Annotated in this window: 14 protein-coding genes and 1 tRNA gene; 12 read left to right on the forward strand and 3 right to left on the reverse strand. The window is 62.5% G+C overall.

The annotated features are described in order from the left end of the window. Positions 1-48 precede the first annotated feature (48 nt). From Q0J85_RS01745 to rsmG, 10 genes are read left to right on the forward strand one after another with little or no spacing between them, the layout of a single operon-like run. Complete coding sequence (locus tag Q0J85_RS01745) at positions 49-654, forward strand: HD domain-containing protein (protein WP_294477657.1); 606 nt, start codon at positions 49-51, stop codon at positions 652-654. A 12-nt stretch (positions 655-666) separates the two neighbouring features. After that, on the forward strand, positions 667-1,674 hold the full coding sequence (locus tag Q0J85_RS01750; protein ID WP_294477660.1) for a serine/threonine-protein kinase: 1,008 nt from the start codon (positions 667-669) through the stop codon (positions 1,672-1,674). A 16-nt stretch (positions 1,675-1,690) separates the two neighbouring features. Beyond that, positions 1,691-2,503: an orotidine-5'-phosphate decarboxylase gene (gene pyrF / locus Q0J85_RS01755; protein ID WP_294477662.1), complete on the forward strand. Its 813-nt coding sequence runs from the start codon at positions 1,691-1,693 to the stop codon at positions 2,501-2,503. A 14-nt stretch (positions 2,504-2,517) separates the two neighbouring features. Continuing rightward, complete coding sequence (gene der, locus Q0J85_RS01760; protein ID WP_294477664.1) at positions 2,518-4,071, forward strand: ribosome biogenesis GTPase Der; 1,554 nt, start codon at positions 2,518-2,520, stop codon at positions 4,069-4,071. Further along, entirely contained in the window at positions 4,068-4,541 is a 474-nt protein-coding gene (locus Q0J85_RS01765; protein ID WP_294477666.1) for a hypothetical protein, read from the forward strand. The genes der and Q0J85_RS01765 overlap by 4 nt, the downstream gene beginning before the upstream one ends. A 52-nt stretch (positions 4,542-4,593) precedes the next feature. Beyond that, on the forward strand, positions 4,594-8,175 hold the full coding sequence (locus Q0J85_RS01770; protein WP_294477668.1) for a hypothetical protein: 3,582 nt from the start codon (positions 4,594-4,596) through the stop codon (positions 8,173-8,175). Between the two features lie 5 nt (positions 8,176-8,180). After that, a complete protein-coding gene (locus Q0J85_RS01775) occupies positions 8,181-9,002 on the forward strand; it encodes a TatD family hydrolase (RefSeq protein ID WP_294477670.1) in 822 nt (273 codons plus the stop codon). After that, entirely contained in the window at positions 8,999-9,835 is an 837-nt protein-coding gene (gene nudC, locus Q0J85_RS01780) for an NAD(+) diphosphatase (protein ID WP_294477671.1), read from the forward strand. The genes Q0J85_RS01775 and nudC overlap by 4 nt, the downstream gene beginning before the upstream one ends. Beyond that, complete coding sequence (locus Q0J85_RS01785) at positions 9,832-10,377, forward strand: hypothetical protein (RefSeq protein WP_294477672.1); 546 nt, start codon at positions 9,832-9,834, stop codon at positions 10,375-10,377. The genes nudC and Q0J85_RS01785 overlap by 4 nt, the downstream gene beginning before the upstream one ends. A 1-nt stretch (position 10,378) precedes the next feature. After that, positions 10,379-11,062 carry a 16S rRNA (guanine(527)-N(7))-methyltransferase RsmG gene (gene rsmG / locus Q0J85_RS01790; RefSeq protein WP_294477674.1) on the forward strand — a complete coding sequence of 228 codons (684 nt, stop codon included), beginning with the start codon at positions 10,379-10,381 and terminating at the stop codon, positions 11,060-11,062. Between the two features lie 33 nt (positions 11,063-11,095). Here the strand turns inward: rsmG and Q0J85_RS01795 are convergent, their stop codons facing one another. The 3 genes from Q0J85_RS01795 to hflX are packed head-to-tail and all read right to left on the reverse strand — an operon-like array spanning position 11,096 to position 15,190. Further along, positions 11,096-13,171, reverse strand: coding sequence for a hypothetical protein (locus tag Q0J85_RS01795; RefSeq protein ID WP_294477676.1), 2,076 nt, complete (start codon positions 13,169-13,171; stop codon positions 11,096-11,098). A 19-nt stretch (positions 13,172-13,190) separates the two neighbouring features. Then, positions 13,191-13,904, reverse strand: a complete 714-nt coding sequence (locus tag Q0J85_RS01800) for a hypothetical protein (RefSeq protein WP_294477678.1) — start codon at positions 13,902-13,904, stop codon at positions 13,191-13,193. After that, a complete protein-coding gene (hflX, locus tag Q0J85_RS01805; RefSeq protein WP_294477680.1) occupies positions 13,901-15,190 on the reverse strand; it encodes a GTPase HflX in 1,290 nt (429 codons plus the stop codon). Before hflX ends, Q0J85_RS01800 begins: the two co-directional genes overlap by 4 nt. A gap of 159 nt (positions 15,191-15,349) precedes the next feature. Here hflX and Q0J85_RS01810 point away from each other — a divergent pair. Beyond that, positions 15,350-15,433, forward strand: a tRNA-Leu gene (locus tag Q0J85_RS01810). A 58-nt stretch (positions 15,434-15,491) separates the two neighbouring features. Then, positions 15,492-17,054: a hypothetical protein gene (locus Q0J85_RS01815; RefSeq protein WP_294477682.1), complete on the forward strand. Its 1,563-nt coding sequence runs from the start codon at positions 15,492-15,494 to the stop codon at positions 17,052-17,054. Positions 17,055-17,126 lie beyond the last annotated feature (72 nt).

Genomic DNA, 17,126 nt, shown 5'->3' on the forward strand with positions numbered 1-17,126 from the left:
TCCGTCCGGGGGTGTATATTGAACAGATGTCAGACGGAGGCGGAAAGTATGGACGAAAAGCGTGTGGAAGAGTGGGCCGCGTCGTGGATTGCCGAACGGATCGATCCGCGTCGCTGGTGCTACCACAATCTCGAACACGTGCGCATGTTTGTCGCGGACGTGACGGAGTTTGCGCGCGCCTCCGGCGTTTCGCCGCACGAGTTGGAGTTGCTGCGGGTGGCGGGCTGGCTGCACGATGTCGGCTACGCGATTGACCCGGCCGACCATGAAGAGGCTTCCGCCCGGCTCGCACTCGAAGTGGTTTCGGCTGCGGGCGGGACGCCCGCGGAAGCGGATGCGGTCGCGGCGCTGATCCGGGCGACGAAACTCGCCGTGCGTCCCCGGAATCGGCTCGAGGAAATTATGCGCGATGCGGATCTGGGCGGACTGGGGACGGATGGTTTTCCGGAGCAGTCGCAGCGGTTTCGGCGGGAACTTGAGCAGGGAGGACGCTCATTCACGGATCTGGAGTTCTGGCGGACGGAAGCGGCTTTTCTGAATGGAGTAAACTACTTTTCCGAAGCGGCGCGGAGACTGCGCGGCCCGGGGCTGGAACGCAACCGTGCCCGGGTGGCGGCTGAAGTGCGCCGCCTGAGTGAGAGTCGTGGAAAATGATGAGGAGATGCGATGGGGAGCGAAGTGTTGAGAGTGCTTGAGGGGCGTGAGCGGTATGAACTGGTCCGGCTGATCGCCGAGGGCGGCATGGGAACCGTGTTCAAGGCGCGCAAGACCGGTGTGGCCGGATTTGAGAAGACCGTCGCGATCAAGATGCTCCGCAAACAGTTCTCGGACAACGAATCCTACGTGGAGGGGTTTATCCGGGAGGCGAAACTCGTCGCAAACCTGATTCACGAGAATATCGTGCAGATTTATCAGCTCGAACGGTGTGACGGGGCATACTATTTCGTGATCGAATATGTCGACGGGATGCCGCTCTTCGATCTGGTGGATTTTCACCGGAAGCTGCAGCGTCCGATGCCGCTGGAGCTGGCGGTGTTCATCGCCGCGCGGGTGGCGCGGGGGCTGGCGTATGCGCACAGCCGGCGCGGTCCGGACGGGAAACCGCTCGGGATCGTCCATTGCGACGTCTGCCCGCACAACATTCTCATCAACACGGAGGGGGTGCCGAAGATCACGGATTTCGGGATTGCGCGGGTCGCCTCGCAGAAAGCGGCCGAGGCCCGCGTTTCGGGCAAGCTCGCGTTCATGGCGCCGGAGCAGGCGCGGCTCGAGCCGGTCGATTTCCGGGCGGACATTTACGCGCTCGGGATCGTGCTGTTCTACATGGTGTCGGGGCGGATGGCGCGCAACGTCGGACTGCAGCCGACCGAACAGCTCGCTCAGGCGCGCGAAAACCGGATCGACTGGTCGCTGCTGCCGGAGAATCTGCCGGAAGAGATCGTCGCGATGCTGCACCGGATGCTCGAGAGTGATCCGCTCAAACGGTATGACGACACCTCCGTGCTCGCGCGCGACCTCGAATATTTTATCTACAAGGACGGTTACGGGCCGACCATCGTCACGCTGGCCGACTATATGAGGAAGCTCATGCCGGGCCGCTTCGGGATTGAACCCGAGGCGGACGGTGCGATCGGCGATGATGACCGGACGATTGTTTTGAACCAGAAACCATAAGGACGGAATTTCAATTATGACTTTTATGGAAAAACTCAGGCACGCTGCGCAGGTCAACCGGAGTTTGATCTGTGTGGGCCTTGATCCCGAACTCGCGAAACTGCCGGAGTGTGTACGGCAGAAAGAACATGCGCTCTTCGAGTTCAACCGCGCGATCATCGACGCGACGGTCGACTGGGTGTGCGCCTACAAGCCGCAGGCGGCCTACTACGCCGGGCAGAACGCCGATGAGGATCTGAAGCTGACGATCGACTACATTCATGAGCGCGCGCCGCAGATTCCGGTGATTCTCGACGTGAAGCGCGGGGACATCGGTTCGACGGCGAACATGTATGCGAAAGAGGCGTTCGAGCGCTATAACGCCGATGCCGTGACGGTGAATCCGTACATGGGTTTCGATACGCTCAAGCCGTTTCTGGACCATGCGGAAAAAGGGGTCATCATTCTCTGCCGGACCTCGAACCCGAATTCCGGGGATCTGCAGAATCTCGTCTGCGACGGAAAGATGGTGTACGAACACGTGGCGCTTCTCGCGCGGGACAAGTGGAACTACAACCACAATGCCGCGCTGGTCATCGGCGCAACCTATCCGGAGGAGCTGCGCCATGTGCGGGAACTCTGCCCGGAGATGGTGTTTCTTGTGCCGGGAGTCGGCGCGCAGGGCGGGGATGTGGAGACAGTCGTGAAATTCGGCTGCGACGCGACCGGGCACGGGATCGTCATCAACTCTTCGCGCGGGATCATTTACGCGGACAAAACTGAAAACTTTGCGGCGGGAGCCGGGAACGCGGCGCGCGAACTGCGCGATCTGGCGAACTCGTTCCGCTGATACGGAACACCATTATGGCTCGAAATCTGAGCATGGAAAAATATGCCGACGAGCTGCCGACCATCGCGATCGTCGGCCGTCCGAATGTCGGGAAGTCGTCGCTGTTCAATGCGATTGCGGGGCGGCGCGTGTCGATTGTGCACGAGATGCCGGGCGTGACCCGGGATCGGGTCGTGGCGCCGCTGGCGCGTGGAAACCGTCGTTTCCGGTTGATCGACACGGGCGGACTCGGGATGCTCTCCGGGGAGAGCCGCCGGGTCGACGTCTGGGACAGCCGGATCGCCCGTCAGGTCGACGTTGCGATCGAGGATGCCGATGTGCTGATTCTCGTTGCGAATGCGCAGGATGGCGTGGTGAATCTCGATGAAGAGGTGGCTCGTCGTGTGCGCGCCTCCGGCAAGCCGGTGCTCTTCGCCGCGAACAAGTGCGACAATCCGGCGCTCGTGGAGCAGTCGGTGGAGTTCATGAAACTCGGATTCCCGGAGGTGTTCCCGGTTTCTTGTTTGCATCGCAGCGGAGTCGAGGCGCTTCTGGAGGCGGCGATCGACCGTTTGCCGGAGCGGGAGCACGGGGATGCGGAAGTGACGCAGGAGGCAAACGTCGCGAAGAAGCTGAACATTGCTGTGGTGGGTCGTCCGAATGTCGGAAAATCGTCGCTGGTGAATGCGCTGCTCGGAGAAGAGCGCGTGATGGTCAGTGATGTGGCCGGAACGACCCGCGACGCGATCGATGTGGATTTCATGCTGCGTTTCCGGGGAGGGGAGCACCCGGCGACTCTGGTCGATACGGCCGGGTTGCGAAAGCAGGCGAAAGTCGACACGGTCGTCGAGTATTTCAGTGTGATGCGCGCGAAGAGCGCGATCGACCGTGCCGATCTGGTGCTGTTCGTGCTGGAGGCGAGTCCGGATGGGGTCACGGCTCAGGACCGGCGGATTGCCGGGTTGATTCAGCAGTCCGGACGCGGCTGCGTGCTCGTGGCGAACAAGTATGATCTCTGCCGCGGGGAGTGCCGGATGAAGCGGCTGGAAACCGAGCTGCGGCGGTCGATGCCGGGGATGAACTACGCTCCGCTGGTGTTTGTGAGCGCGCAGGACCGCTGGAATCTCGATGCGCTGCTCGACTGCATTGCGGAGGTCATGGAGCAGCTGGAGCTGAAGATTCCGACCGGGGTGCTGAACCGGGTCATCATGGATGCGTTCGAAAGTCACACGCCGCCGGTGACGGGGGCGGCTCCGCTGAAGTTGTTTTACGCTTCGATGGTGGGGATGGCGCCGCCGCGGATTCTGCTTTTTGTGAACAACCCGAAATATTGCGCGGAGAATTATCTCGCATTTCTGAAGAATACGGTGCGGGAGGCGTTCGATCTCTCCGGTGTGCCGATCGAGATCGAGCTGCGCGAACGGCCGAAGAAAGTCACGAGCATTCGCAGTGAACCCGGCGGACCGAGACGGCGCGGCCGGCTTCGACCGCAGGATGAGACGGGAAAGGAGAGCTCCGCTGCAGGCGGAACCGGTAGGAAAACACGCGCGCCGGGACGCGGCGCGTCGAAAAGGAGAGATGGAAGATGAGCAGCAGCAATGAATTGGAAATCAAGCGCTTTATGGCGCAGAAGATCGAGGAGGGCGAATCGCTCTCGAATGTGCAGAAGCTCGTAAACGAGAAATTCGGCACACGTTACACGTTTATGGAGATCCGGATTCTCGCTTCGGAACTCGAGGACATTGACTGGGGCGCGTTCGATCCGAAGCAGCCCGCGCCGCCTGCGGACGAAGAGAAAAAAGCCGATGCTGCCGATGATATGACCGGCTCGGCCGACGCGGCCGGCGGGGCGGGACAGACGGTTGTGGAGATCAGCAAACTGGTCAAGCCAGGGACGGCGCTCTCCGGCACAGTGAAGTTCCGTTCGGGTTCTACCGCGGAGTGGTATGTCGACTCTTACGGCCGCCTCGGCCTCGAGAAACTCAATGGCGAACAGCCGACGGAAGAGGATGTGCGCGAGTTCCAGATCGAATTGCAGAAGCAGCTCGGCGGCCGGTAAGACGGAATTGCGAGGCGGAGATTTGATCCGGAGGAAAAGGCGGTATCGCAGGATGCTTCTGACGCTGCTTGTCGCCGCGTTGTGCGTTTTTTTTGCGTATTTTTTTCTGACCGGATCGTTTTTTCTGACTTCGGTGGTTCTGCCGCTGTTGAGCAGTCGCTGGGGAGTGGAAGTCGTCGCTGATCGGATTGAGTTGTCGATCTTCCGCCCGCGGATCATGGTGGAGAATCTGCGGGTGGGTCCGGAGGGGAGTCCCTATTTCCGAACGAAACGGGGGGAAGCCCGTTATGCGTTTTCGATGCTGGCAGGAAAAGGAATCCGACTTTCCGAGGTCCGGATGAGCGGTTCCGAACTGACGCTTTATCATCTCGGCGGCAGGAGGTGGAGCGTCAAGAGTCCGGCAGCAGTGGCGGCGCAAAAGCCCCGGAAGAAGCGGCGGAATCCGTTCCGGATCGATCTGGAGGATGTGGTTTTCCGTGACTCCTGCCTGCGGCTGATCTTCGGGGATCCGGAGGCGGGCGGGGCGTTGGAACTGACCGGACTCGAGTTGCGGGCCGACCGTTTTGCGAACAGTCGGCGGATGCGGCTGACGGCGCTCGGAGCGCTGCGGTTCGCCTCGAGTCGCGCGAATCATGTCGACGCCGGCCGGTTTACGCTGCGGTTCGACACGGGGCTTGCAGCGAATCTCGTGCCGGAGACGTTCGATACGACGTGCTCCCTCTCGGGCTTGTTCGGCTCGATCAGCGGGGAGCCGTTCAACGACGGCGCGGTCGATCTGACGGCGACGGGGAGCTGTGACCGGGGGGGATTCGAATTCCGCAAACTTGCGCTGACCCAGCACCAGGGCGGGACGCTCCAGAGTGAGATGGAACTTTCCGGGCGGGTTCGGTATCAACCGTTTGAGATTCGTGGAGATGTGGACATCCGGCATTTGTCGGAGGAGATCACCTCGCTGCTGTTCGATCTCGGATTCGGGTTCAATCCCGGGCGTGCTGAGCTGCAGTATCGCGGGAAATTCGCCTATGCGCGGCGCAAACTCACGGCTTCCGGAATTCTTCGGGCGGACCGGAACGGCGATGCGATCATCGGGCTTGAGCGGATTTCACTGCCCCAGTTGCGGCTCGACGGGGAGTACGATCTGGCGGTCGATCTCGAGAAAAGTTCGATCGATTTGCGCAAGTTCGCTGTGACGCTGACCGAGCGGGAGGAGGAGAGGGCGTCATTTCGTCTTCAGCACCCGATCCGTTACTCCTGGCTGGAGCGTGGGAACTCGCCGAGTCAGCAGGCGGTATTCGATCTGGAGTGCCGCGAACTGGATTTGAAATTGCTGCGTTTTCTGCTGCCGGGAGATTCGGTTTTCCAATTTGATTCGGGCGTGCTTTCCGCGCAGATGCAGTTGACGTTGAAACGGAATCTTTCGGCGTTTTCCCTGCTGGGCAGCGGCCGGATCGCGGGAGGGCGCTGCTGCTGGGACGGCAGGGAGTTTGAACTTTCCGAGATCATTGCCGGACTGGATTTGGAGTTGCGGCGTGATTTTCACTGGACGCTCCGGAATCTGTCGCTGTCGTTGAGAAACGGTGGAATGAATCTCGGCAACGCGAATTTTTCCGGAGAGGGGGAGCTGACCGATATTGCCGGACGGCTTTCGGGGCGGCTCGAGGGGCTTGCGCCGGAACTGGCGGTGTGGATCTCTCCAGCGCTGGATCCGTTTCTGCCGGAATACCGCAAACTCGGATTCGGCACGGCTGAAGTCGCGTTTCAGCTTGACAAGCCGGCCCGCGAGGCGCCGCTGTGTCTGCGGAGTTGCGAAGCGGCCATCTTCCGGGAGGGGAAGCGGGCGCTGGAGCTCAAGGCCGGTCCCTATCGGTTCGGCGGGGAGACTCCCGGGGGAGATGAGTTGAAATTCCGTCTTTCGGGCGAGCTGCCGGTTGCGGCGGCGAACGCCTATCTCGGGCCGGGCGTGCAGTTCGATTCGGGGCGGGTGCGGCTGTCGGCGGAGGGATCGATCGCGCCCGGTTTCCGTTCGGCGGTCTATTCCGGCGAATTGATGTTTGACGATCTCGGCGCGGAGTGGTCGGGGCGGCATTACCGGGATTTTTCGGTGCAGTGCTCGTTTTCCGGCTACATGCCGACGATGCGTTATCTGGAGATGCGGATGCTGAACTTCTATCTGCGCCGCCGGGGAAAACCCGCGCTGCGACTGGAGTGTCCGGGAGCGTGGGATTTTGAGCGGGCGAGTTATTCGGGAGAGTGGTCGATCCGTTATTTGAACGATCAGTTTCTCTCACTGTTCTTTCCGGATGCGGTTTCCGATGCGCAGTTGACGGGGAAGATGCAGCTTTTTGCGCGGGAGAACTTCCGGGTGCTGCGCGCTTCGGGCGCGTTTGATCTGGACAGATTCGTGATGCCGTCGCGCCCCGGGGAGGTGTATACCGGGACGCTCTCGCTGATGGCCGAGAAGGATGAGCGGCGACTGCTGCTGCGCCGGGTGTCGGCGGCCCTCCGGCAGGACGAGGCGTTGCTCTTCGATCTGGCGGGAGAGTGCCGCGCGGACCTCTCCTCTCCGGAGGGAGGAATCACGATGCAGCTCGCATCGTCGACGGTCGACGCGGGGAAACTTCTGGCTCTGTTCCCGGCGCGGAGACGGGAGGAGAAACCCGATTCCGGCCATGCGCCGCGACTCAATTTCGGTCGGCGTCCGGTCGATCTCGGCTGCCGGTTGCGCAGGATCCGGCTCACGCCGTCACTGTCGGCGGATCTGGATACCCGGCTGCGCCTGCGCACGGATTCGCTCGAGACGGACCATCTGCTTTTGCAGATCAACAATGCGCGGTACGGCGGGGAGTTCAGCGGCCGCAACACGGAGCAGGGGGTTCTGTTCACGGCGGCGCTGCGCGGGGATGAGCCGCTTTCGCTGCCGCCGCTGATGGAGCTGATTGAGGGAACTTCCCAGGAGGGGGCTGCCGGGACACTGCGGGATTTGAATCTGAATCTGCGGTTTCTGGAGGATGGCCGTCCCGATTCCTGGCTGGAGACGATGAGCGGGGTGCTCGAGATGGATTTTCAGGATCTGACGATTCCCGACACGGTCGTGAAAGGAGAATTCGCGCGTCTGCTGCTGTTCCCGGTCGAGGTGGCCGGACAGCTAAGCACGCTTCTGGCGGAGGATCTCTCGACCTGGAAAGAGAGCATCGTCAGCAGCGAGTCGCTGACGAAACGGCTCAAGACCGTGCGGCTCGACGAGGGCAGTGTGAAACTCCATGCGAATGAGGGGCATGTCCGCGTCGATGAGTGTGTATTCTTCGGCGACTGGATCAGCCGCCTGGTGTTTTCCGGCGCGTTTGATCTGGCGGGCGAACGGAGGCTCGATCTGGCGTCGAAACTGACCATCAGCGGTTTTCAGGCGATGATTCCGATCGAGGGAACGCTGGAGAATCCGTTTGTCCGGCTCGGGTCGATTGCGAGCGGCTCGCTCGGGGAGCTTCTGAGCCGGATTCGAGAGCTCAAGCTCATCGGAACGTCGGCGGACCCGTCGGATCCGGACAAGGTCGAGCCGATCATCATGATCGACAAACTGCCGAGCGCGGGAATGATCCGCGAATTGCAGGAACTGTTTACTGAACTGTGGAATTGATGAAAATGGAACTGTTCGACACACACTTTCACTATTACGGGGAGAGTTCCCCGGGGGAGTATTTCCGGAACGTTCTGGCTGCCGCGGCCGCGCCGCCGCAGGGCCGGATCGGAGTGCCGGATCGATTGTGGCTCATGGCTGCGGGCGGAGATTATCTGGAGAGCTGCCGTTCGCGCGAATTCGCCCAGGTGGTGGACACCGCCTGTTTCGCCGCGGGAGTCCATCCGCACAGTGCGGAGAAATTTCTCGCGGAACGGAACGACTTCGGCGAGTTCCGCGGACATCCGAAGCTGAAAGCGATCGGAGAACTCGGATTGGATTACTTTTACGAACAATCCGCGCGGAAGGTGCAGCGGGAGGTTTTCGCCCGCTTTCTCGACCTGGCGCTCGAGTGGGATCTCCCGGCGATCGTGCATCTGCGCGACCGTGACCGGGAGTGGAGCGCCTACGAGGACGGCTATGAACTGCTCGCTCCGTTTGCGGAAAGGGGGGGGCGGTTCGTGATCCACTGCTTCTCCGGGACGCCTGACTGGGCGCGGAAATTTCTGGCGCTCGGGGCATACCTCGGAGTGACCGGCATGGTGACATTCAACCGGGCGGAGAATATCCGGGAGGCACTCCGGGTGATTCCGGACGACCGGCTGCTGATCGAGACCGATTCACCCTATCTCGCGCCGGTGCCGCACCGCGGAACGACGAATCATCCCGGATTTCTCATGCTTGTGGCCGCACGGGTTGCGGAGGAGCGCGGCCGGACCGTCGAGGAGATTGCGGCGCTCACGACCGCCAACGGAATGCGGTTTTACCGGTTCGGGGAGGGGAGATGAGCCGTTTTTATCCGGAGCCGTTTTCGTTCGGAACGGGCGCTGCCGCGTCGGGCGCGGATGAGATCGTCATTGTACTTTTTCCCGGAAACCGGGTTCTTCTGGCCGGCGACCGGCTGCCGCGGAGTTCGGAGCTGCCGTTCTTCGCCGGAGATGGGGTGCGCATCGGGCGGATCGACCGGACCGCATGCGTGATGGTTGAGGAGAGTCCCGTTCCCGCGGAGGTGGAGTCCGGGACTCTCCGGCAAATCGAGATCCGGGAGGCGCTGACTTTGCTCTCCGAGCTGGAACAGACTGCGCTCTGCCGGGCGCGGACGCTCTCGTTCTGGCGGCGCAACCGCCGGTACTGCGGTGCGTGCGGGGCGGAACTCGAGGACCGGAGCGAGGAGTGCGCCCGGGGCTGCCCGTCGTGCGGGGCGGTGTTCTATCCGCAGATAGCGCCGGCGGTGATTACGGCGATCACGGACGAACGCGGGCGGCTGCTGCTGGCGCACAACAGCCGTTTCCGGGAGGGTATGTACAGTCTGATCGCGGGATTTGTCGAACCGGGCGAATCGATGGAGTCGGCCGTCCGGCGCGAGATCCGCGAGGAGGTCGGGCTTGAAGTGAAAGAGATCCGTTATGCCGGGAGCCAGAGCTGGCCGTACCCGAATTCGCTCATGATCGGTTTTACGGCGGAATATGCGGGGGGGGAGATCCGGCCGGACGGGGTCGAGATCACCGACGCGAGATTCTGCACCCCGGAGGATATGCCGGACATTCCGTCGCCCGGCTCGATCGCGCGCAGGCTGATCGATCAATGGTTGAACCAACAACAGGAGACTCAACGAGGATGAATGAACTTCTGATTTACCGGATTGCGCTCGGAGTGGCGGGGATCTGCTTTGCGGCGTTTGCGGTCTGGACGTTCCGGCTCTCGCCGGAGAATCTTTCCCGTTTTGAACCGTGGCCGCGGGCGAAACTGCCGGGGATGGTGATCGGCTGGATTGCGCTGGCGCTGTGTGTGCCGCATGCGGCGGTGGTGTCGCCGGGATTTCTCGTCCCGCTGCTGTGGCCGCTGGCGATCGTCGTGCCGATTCTGGGGTACTGCTTTGTCGATTACCCGCTGGCGCGGGCGCTGGGCGGGGCGGCGATTCTGGGAGCCTATTATCTGGTGCACAAGAGTTTCGAGCTGCACACGCCGTGTTCCGGCGCGATCGCTGTGCTCGCGTGGATCTTCGGAATCGCGGGGATCTGGGTTTCCGGCAAGCCGTGTGCGCTGCGGGACTGGATTCGTCTGTGCGCACGTTCCGGCGTCTGGCGCGGAGTCAGCGGCGGATTCTGGGTGGTGTTTGCGCTTGCGCTCTTCTGGGGGGCGCTGCTGACGAGGGGGGAGTGATATGACGTTCAGACTTGCCGGTTATGCGGCATTGTGCGGAGTGGCCGACCCGGAGGGTTTCGCCGGGCAGTGCGAAGCGTTGCGCGATCTGCTTGTCGAGGCCAATAAAACGGTGAACCTGACCCGGATCACGGAACCGGAGGAGTTCGCCGTCAAGCATGTGGCCGATTCCCTCTCGATCGCGAGGGAGTTTCCGGAGCTGACGACCGGGTATGGGAAGATCGCGGATATCGGCTGCGGGGCGGGATTCCCGTCGCTGGTTCTGGCGATGGCGTTCCCGAACCTGCGGATCACGGCGATCGATTCGACCGGGAAGAAGACGGCGTTCGTCGAACGCGCGGTCGCGGCGCTCGGACTCCGGAATGTTCGCGTCGTGCACGGTCGCAGCAATGAGCTGAACTGCAAACCGCAGTTCCGGCACCAGTTTGACGTGGTGACGGCGCGCGCGGTCGCGGCGGCTCCGATCATCTATCTGGATGCGTGCGATTTCATCAAGCGCCGGACCGGGCGGTTCATTCTCTACAAGACGCCGCAGCAGGCAGCGGAAGATCTGCCCGCCCTGGAGATCGCCTGCCGGAAATCCCCGGTCATCTGGCGCACGACCGAGGTGTTTGAACTGCCCGGAGGAGCCGGACAGAGACTTTTCCTCTACTCCGTTCCCGGGAGCGAAGCCGGGAAGCCGTGAACCGGTCTCCGGGGTGCGGCGCTCTGTTTCACATCACTTTTCCGCGACGAGATCGCGGAGGGCTTTCCCGCATTCGATTCCGGCGACGGACTGTTTGAGCGCTTCGCTGCGGCTTATGGTGTCAAACTCGTTCCGGAGTTCCGGCCATTCGGGTGTGATCGCCAGCGGTTTGCCGCCGTTGCGTTGTTTCGCCTCGTTCGCGGCCCGCGCCGCGTCGGCGAAGCGTTCCTGATGCAGGTAGACGAGGACCTTGAGCAGATCCCCCTCCGCGGAGGCGGGCGTCATCGCGATCGTCTCGAGCGCCTGCGGGAACTCTTTCATCCGCATTCTGCCGAATGCGATGCGCAGTGGCAGCAGCCGGTTGTTCTTATCGATCTCCGTGAGCTGGCGGTAGTACCAGAGCGCGCTGGTCCAGTCGCCGTTCCCGGCGGCTTCGGCGGCCGCGTTCATCATGAATTCGGCCAGTTCGCGCTGTTCGCCGAGTTGTTTCCCGAGTTCCGGTTCGAGACGGGGATCGGGACCCGCGCCGAGAGAACGCGCCTTTTCGTAAGCCGCGGAGGCGGCGGTTTTATCGCCGGCGGAGAGTTTCAGACGGGCGAGTTCCAGGTGCGGTGCCGGGGAGGCGGGATCGAGCTTCGCGGCGGCGAGGAATCCGGCTTCGGCGGACTGACGGTTGCCGCTCCCGGCCAGGGCGCGGGCGGCCGCCATCCGCAGCCGGAAGTCACCGGGATTGGCAGCCAGCGGTTTATCCAGAACGGAAACGGCGTTGCCGTATTTGCCCATTCCGATGAGAGATTCCGCCCGTGCCGCGGCGATTCCGGGATCGGTGGGGGCGTTCCGGGCTGCCCGGGCGAGGAACTGTTCAGCGGACTCATACTCCGCGCGGCGCAGATGCAGCATGCCGAGCGCGGCAGCTGCTGCGTTGTTTTCCGGTTCCCGGGCGAGCGCGGCGCGGTAGTTCCAGGCGGCGAGATCCCAGGATTCTTCGGATTCGGCCTTGTGTCCGGCGGCGATGAGTTCAGCCGCGGAGAGGCTTGCCGGTGCGGCAACCTCCGGGGCGGTGAGCCGGGGCTCGGGGGCCGGAGGCGCCTCCCGCTGTTCGGCAAGCTGTTTGCGCAGTGCGGCGTTTTCGTCGCTCAGAAGCTGATTTTTCTTCTGTTCCTCGAGGAGTTTTCCGGCATTTTTGCCGAGTTCGGTGATCTGCTGCTGCGCGGCGGCGAGTTTCTCCTCCGCGGGCCGGAGCCGGGCGGCGGTTTCGCGGAGTCCGGCGGCCTCCTGCTGGACGGCCTGGAAATTCTTCCGGAGCGTGGCGGATTCGGCTTCGAGCTTTGCAAGTTTCGCACTCGACTCGGCGGCGGCCTTGAGCTGTTCGTCGGCGCGGCCGAGGGCGGATTTGGTTTTGGCGAGTTCGGCGTCGGCGGCCGAGAGCGCTTTCTCCAGTGATTTTTTCTGAGATGTGATCAGATCGAGCTCCTGTTTGTCAGTGGCGAGCTGCTGCTCTAGGTTTTTGATCCGGCTGTTCAGTGCGGTGTTGGTCTCATCGCTTTCCCGCAGGCTGCGTTCGACGGCGGTATTGCGGTTTCTGATTTGCGCCTCGAGTTTGGAGCAGCGTTCGCTCCACTCCTGCATGTCGGCTTCGAGTTTCGTGTTGCGCTCGCGCAGGTTCTTCATCTCGACTTCCGAGAGTTTTGCGGAGGCCTGCGCAAGTTCGAGGGATTTGGCAAGTGCGGCGTGTTCACGTTCGAGATTGAGCCGCAGGGTTTCCACGCGCTGGAGCGTCTCGCGGAGCTGTACGAGTTCAAGCTGGGCGAGACGATGGTTGTTGCCGGCTTCGAGAGCGGCGGCTTCCGCGGTTTCGCGCGCTTTGCGGGCCTCCTGCGCCTCGTTCCGGAGTCTGGTGTTTTCGGAGAGAATTTCGGGGTTGAGTTCGGTTTTCCCTCCCTGGACCGCATCGGCGAGACGGCTGTTGGCCACGGCGAGTTCGGAGGTCAGGGCGGCGGCTTTCTCCTCGGCGGCTTTGAGTTTTCGCTCGGCCTCGGCGCGGGCGGCTTCGAGTGCGGCGGTTTTGCGGGCCGACTCGTTCCCGACGTTGCGCAGTTCCTCGAGCATGTGGTTGAGTCGCTGGAGTTCAGCGCTGTTCTGTTTGAGCGCGGCTTCTGCAAGTCCGGCTTTGCGGGTGGCTTCCGGCGCGGGTCTCGGCGAGGCGGAGCCGTCCGGAAAGCTGTTCGGAGGCGAGTTTTTCCTCGACCAGCCGGCGTTTGAGGGTTTCGATCTCGGCGTCGGGATCGGCGTTTTTCTTTTCGAGTTCGAGTTTCTGCTTTTCGAGGAGGGCGCATTTCTCCTGGAGAACGCGCTGTTCGCGGAGGAGTTTCAGGGCGTCGACTTCATTGGCCTTGAGTTGTTCGATCTCTTTCCGGAGCGTCTCGTTCTCCGTGGTCAGGTCGGTGATCCGCTTCCGGTAATTCTCCTCCTCTTTCCGGAGACTCTCCTGTTCGGCGAAGTCGACGCCGCCGACCTGCGGTTCGGGCCGGACGGGAATGGGGGATGAGTCCGTGTCGCCGAGAAGTTTGCGGGCGTTGGCGATCTCCCGTTCGCAGTCCGCGATGCGCGACTTGATGATGTTCTGATCCCAGTCGGGCCGGGCACGCTGGATCTCCTGATAGAGTGCGAGTGCCTTGCGGAACGTCTCAAGAGCCTGGATATGTTCGCCCCGGTCCCGGAGAATTTCGCCTTTGTGGTAGGTCTCATATCCTTCGCGCCAGATGTCCCAGGCGTTTCTCGCAGCTCCGGAGAGCAGCGGCAGGACTGCGGCGAGAAGCACAAACAGGATGAATTTTCTCATATTGCGTACTCCTGAAATTTGTGGCGGAGCGCCGGGCCGATGGTGAACACCAGCTCGAGTTCGCCCGAGTCGTTGTAGTTTTCTTCATAGACGCGGCCGTTCGCGTGCGCGAGCGCGGCCAGATCGTACCGTTGCGGCGGCAGCTTGACCCGCATGAGTTGAAACTCCCCGGCGGCGATGGCGGTGAGCCGTTTTTTGAGCTCCCCGATTCCCTCTCCCGTGCGGGTCGAGAGATAGAGCGCGTCGGGAAACAAACCGCGAAGCCGGGCGAAGAGCACCCCCTCGGATTCCCGGTCTACCAGATCGATCTTGTTGAACACGACGATGATCTTCTTCTCTTCCGCGCCGAGTTCTTTCAGAACGGAGAGCGTGGTCTCCCACTGCGCGTCGAGCTGGGTGGAGGAGAGGTCGAGCACAAGCAGCAGAAAATCCGCGAGAACGGCCTCTTCGAGCGTGGATTTGAACGCTTCAACGAGGGAGTGCGGCAGCTTGCGCACGAATCCGACCGTGTCGGTCAGCAGCACCTCAAGACCGTTTTCGAGCGGGACGCGGCGCGTGGTCGGGTCGAGCGTCGCGAAGAGCTGATCCTTGACGAGGATCTCCGCTCCGGAAAGCGTCTGCAGCAGCGAGGATTTTCCGACGTTCGTGTATCCGACGATCGCGCCGTGCGGAATCAGATTGCGTTCCCGCGACTTGCGCTGGGTTTCCCGCTGCTTGCGCACGACCTTGAGCTCCTCCTCGAGCTGGCGGATTCTGCGCCGCAGCAGTCGGCGGTCGGTCTCGATCTGCGCCTCGCCTTCTCCCCGGGTGGTCGCTCCGCCGCCGTGCTGCCGGGAAAGGTGAGTCCAGGCGCGGGTCAGGCGCGGGAGCGAATATTTCGTGCGGGCAAGCTCCACCTGAAGCACCGCCTCGCGGGTGGAGGCCCGTTCCGCGAAGATGTCGAGAATCACCTCCTCGCGGTCGATGACGCAGCTGTGCGTGAGCCGCTCCCAGTTGCGCTGCTGGGAGGGGGAGAGCGGCGTATCGAAGATCAGGCAGTCGGCCTCGCACTCCTGCATGAGCCGGGCGATCTCTTCGGCCTTGCCGCTGCCGATGTAATAGCGTGGGGAGGGATCGTGCAGATTCACGATCTCCGGCTCAAGCGGGATGATGTCGAGATTGCGGACGAGATCGGCAAGTTCGTCGAGATGCTCGTTCACCTCGGTTTCGCTCTGGTCCGGGAAACGGAATCCGACCAGCAGCGCGCGTTCGACTTTTTTGCGGGAATCTTCAGAGATATCGATCATAAACGAACAGTTTTTCCTTGCATGAACATTGCTTCATCTCATAATAATACACCGTTCCCCGTGTTTTTCCAGAACGAAGCGGGAAAAACTTGCGAAAAAGCTGCGCGGGACGTTTGCGGAAAAGCAGATCCCGGGATATAGTATCGGAGTTGTCCTCGAGCGCGAGTGGCGGAATGGCAGACGCCCCGGATTTAGGTTCCGGTGCCGCAAGGCGTGGGGGTTCAAGTCCCCCCTCGCGCACCAGATCCGCTCCAGCCGGAAGACGGACGGATACAATCGCAGAAGAAAAGAGAGTGAATCCATGTATTTCAACGACGCCGTCCGCTGGGCAGAGGAGGCGGAGGCTCTGCGGCCGGAACTTGTTCATCGCCGGGTGTTTCCGGTTCGTCTGGTTCGGCCCGTCCCCGACCCGGCCGCCTGGCAGGGGTGGCGGGCCGTTCCGGCCGGTGAGTTGCGGGAGGTCCTGCACGTCGGGCAGCCGCGCTCCTGGTGCTGCACGTTCGACATGGGGGAGTACTGCGTCGGTTATATCGAATTGACGTTCCGTTTCCGGGGACGGATCGACGCGCCGTTCCGATTCCGCGTGAAGTGTGCGGAGTCTCCGTATGAGCTGGCGGCGGATTTCGACGCCTGCCGCGTATCGCTGGGCCGGGGCTGGCTGCAGGAGGAGACTTTTGTTTTCGACGCTCCGCCGCCGGTGATCCGGCTGCCCCGCCGTTATGCGTTCCGATACCTCGAGCTGGCGGTGGAATCCAACTCTCCCGGATATGTGGTGACCCCGGAGAGCGTCTGCTGTGATGCGGTCAATTCGGCTGCTGACTTCAGGACGCTGCCCCCGCTGAGCGCGGAATACGACGAGCTCGACCGCGCCGTCGACCGGATCGGGAGCGTCACGCTGGCCGCCTGCATGCAGGAGTGTTACGAGGACGGACCGAAACGCGACCGCCGTCTCTGGCTCGGGGATCTCCGCATTCAGGCGCTTGCCGATTATGACCGTTTCCGCAACCTCGATCTGGTCCGGCGCTGTCTGCTGCTGTTCGCCGCCGCGGCGGACGACGAGGGGCGGGTGCCGGGGTGTGTCTATCCCGGAGAGGGACTCCCGGAGGCGGGAAATTTTGTTTTTGATTACGGCGTGCTGTTCGGAGACGTTCTGCTCGATTTTCTGCGCGCGGGCGGCGATGCCGCCGTGGTGCGCGGACTTCTGCCGGTTGCGGAACGGCAGTGCGAACTCTCCCTGCGGGAATTTGAGCGCGGTCGGTTCGTCGACCGCGGCTGCCACTGGCTGTTCATCGACTGGCAGGAGGGACTCGAGAAAGAGTGCGCCGTGCAGGGGGTGGTGATCGAAGCGCTGCAACGCTTCTGCAGGCTGGCCTGCGAACTCGATTGCGGCGACCGGGCCGCACGGTATCTTCCCGTCATCGAGCAGCTGCGCGGGGCCGCCCGCGAGAGCTGGTACGATCCGGAGGCGGGGTTGTTCCGGGGAGGGGGCAAATCCGGACAGTTCTCCTGGGCATCGCAGATCTGGATGGCGATGGCCGGGGTACTGCCGCCGTCCGATACGGCTGCGCTGCTGCGGAGGACGCTTGCGGCCGGGAATATCGTCAGACCGGGCACTCCTTTTCTCTACAATCAGATGGTGCTCGCGCTGGAGCGGGCCGGACTGCGTCGCGAAGCGCATGCGCTGACGCGGGAATACTGGGGAAAAATGGCTGCGCTTGGTGCAGACGCATTCTGGGAGGTGTTTCTCCCGGAAGAGCCGCTGCGCTCACCTTACGGAGATCCGGCGATGAACAGTCACTGTCACGCCTGGAGCACGCCGGTTTACCATTTCCGGAGGGAATCATCGCGAAACGGGTTGGTTTGAATGGAGCCGGAATCCGGCGGTGCGGCCCGGCCGTTCCTCTCCGGAGTCCCGGATGTTCGTTGAAGTCATGAA

It is taken from the genome of uncultured Victivallis sp. (assembly GCA_944389935.1).
In the GTDB taxonomy this organism is placed as follows: domain Bacteria; phylum Verrucomicrobiota; class Lentisphaeria; order Victivallales; family Victivallaceae; genus Victivallis.

Bases quoted from the DNA above. Each gene is read 5' to 3' on its own strand.
- Q0J85_RS01745 (WP_294477657.1), top strand. From the start codon at position 49: ATGGACGAAAAGCGTGTGGAAGAGTGGGCCGCGTCGTGGATTGCCGAA.
- Q0J85_RS01750 (WP_294477660.1), top strand. From the start codon at position 667: ATGGGGAGCGAAGTGTTGAGAGTGCTTGAGGGGCGTGAGCGGTATGAA.
- pyrF (WP_294477662.1), top strand. From the start codon at position 1,691: ATGACTTTTATGGAAAAACTCAGGCACGCTGCGCAGGTCAACCGGAGT.
- der (WP_294477664.1), top strand. From the start codon at position 2,518: ATGGCTCGAAATCTGAGCATGGAAAAATATGCCGACGAGCTGCCGACC.
- Q0J85_RS01765 (WP_294477666.1), top strand. From the start codon at position 4,068: ATGAGCAGCAGCAATGAATTGGAAATCAAGCGCTTTATGGCGCAGAAG.
- Q0J85_RS01770 (WP_294477668.1), top strand. From the start codon at position 4,594: ATGCTTCTGACGCTGCTTGTCGCCGCGTTGTGCGTTTTTTTTGCGTAT.
- Q0J85_RS01775 (WP_294477670.1), top strand. From the start codon at position 8,181: ATGGAACTGTTCGACACACACTTTCACTATTACGGGGAGAGTTCCCCG.
- nudC (WP_294477671.1), top strand. From the start codon at position 8,999: ATGAGCCGTTTTTATCCGGAGCCGTTTTCGTTCGGAACGGGCGCTGCC.
- Q0J85_RS01785 (WP_294477672.1), top strand. From the start codon at position 9,832: ATGAATGAACTTCTGATTTACCGGATTGCGCTCGGAGTGGCGGGGATC.
- rsmG (WP_294477674.1), top strand. From the start codon at position 10,379: ATGACGTTCAGACTTGCCGGTTATGCGGCATTGTGCGGAGTGGCCGAC.
- Q0J85_RS01795 (WP_294477676.1), bottom strand. From the start codon at position 13,171: ATGCTCGAGGAACTGCGCAACGTCGGGAACGAGTCGGCCCGCAAAACC.
- Q0J85_RS01800 (WP_294477678.1), bottom strand. From the start codon at position 13,904: ATGAGAAAATTCATCCTGTTTGTGCTTCTCGCCGCAGTCCTGCCGCTG.
- hflX (WP_294477680.1), bottom strand. From the start codon at position 15,190: ATGATCGATATCTCTGAAGATTCCCGCAAAAAAGTCGAACGCGCGCTG.
- Q0J85_RS01815 (WP_294477682.1), top strand. From the start codon at position 15,492: ATGTATTTCAACGACGCCGTCCGCTGGGCAGAGGAGGCGGAGGCTCTG.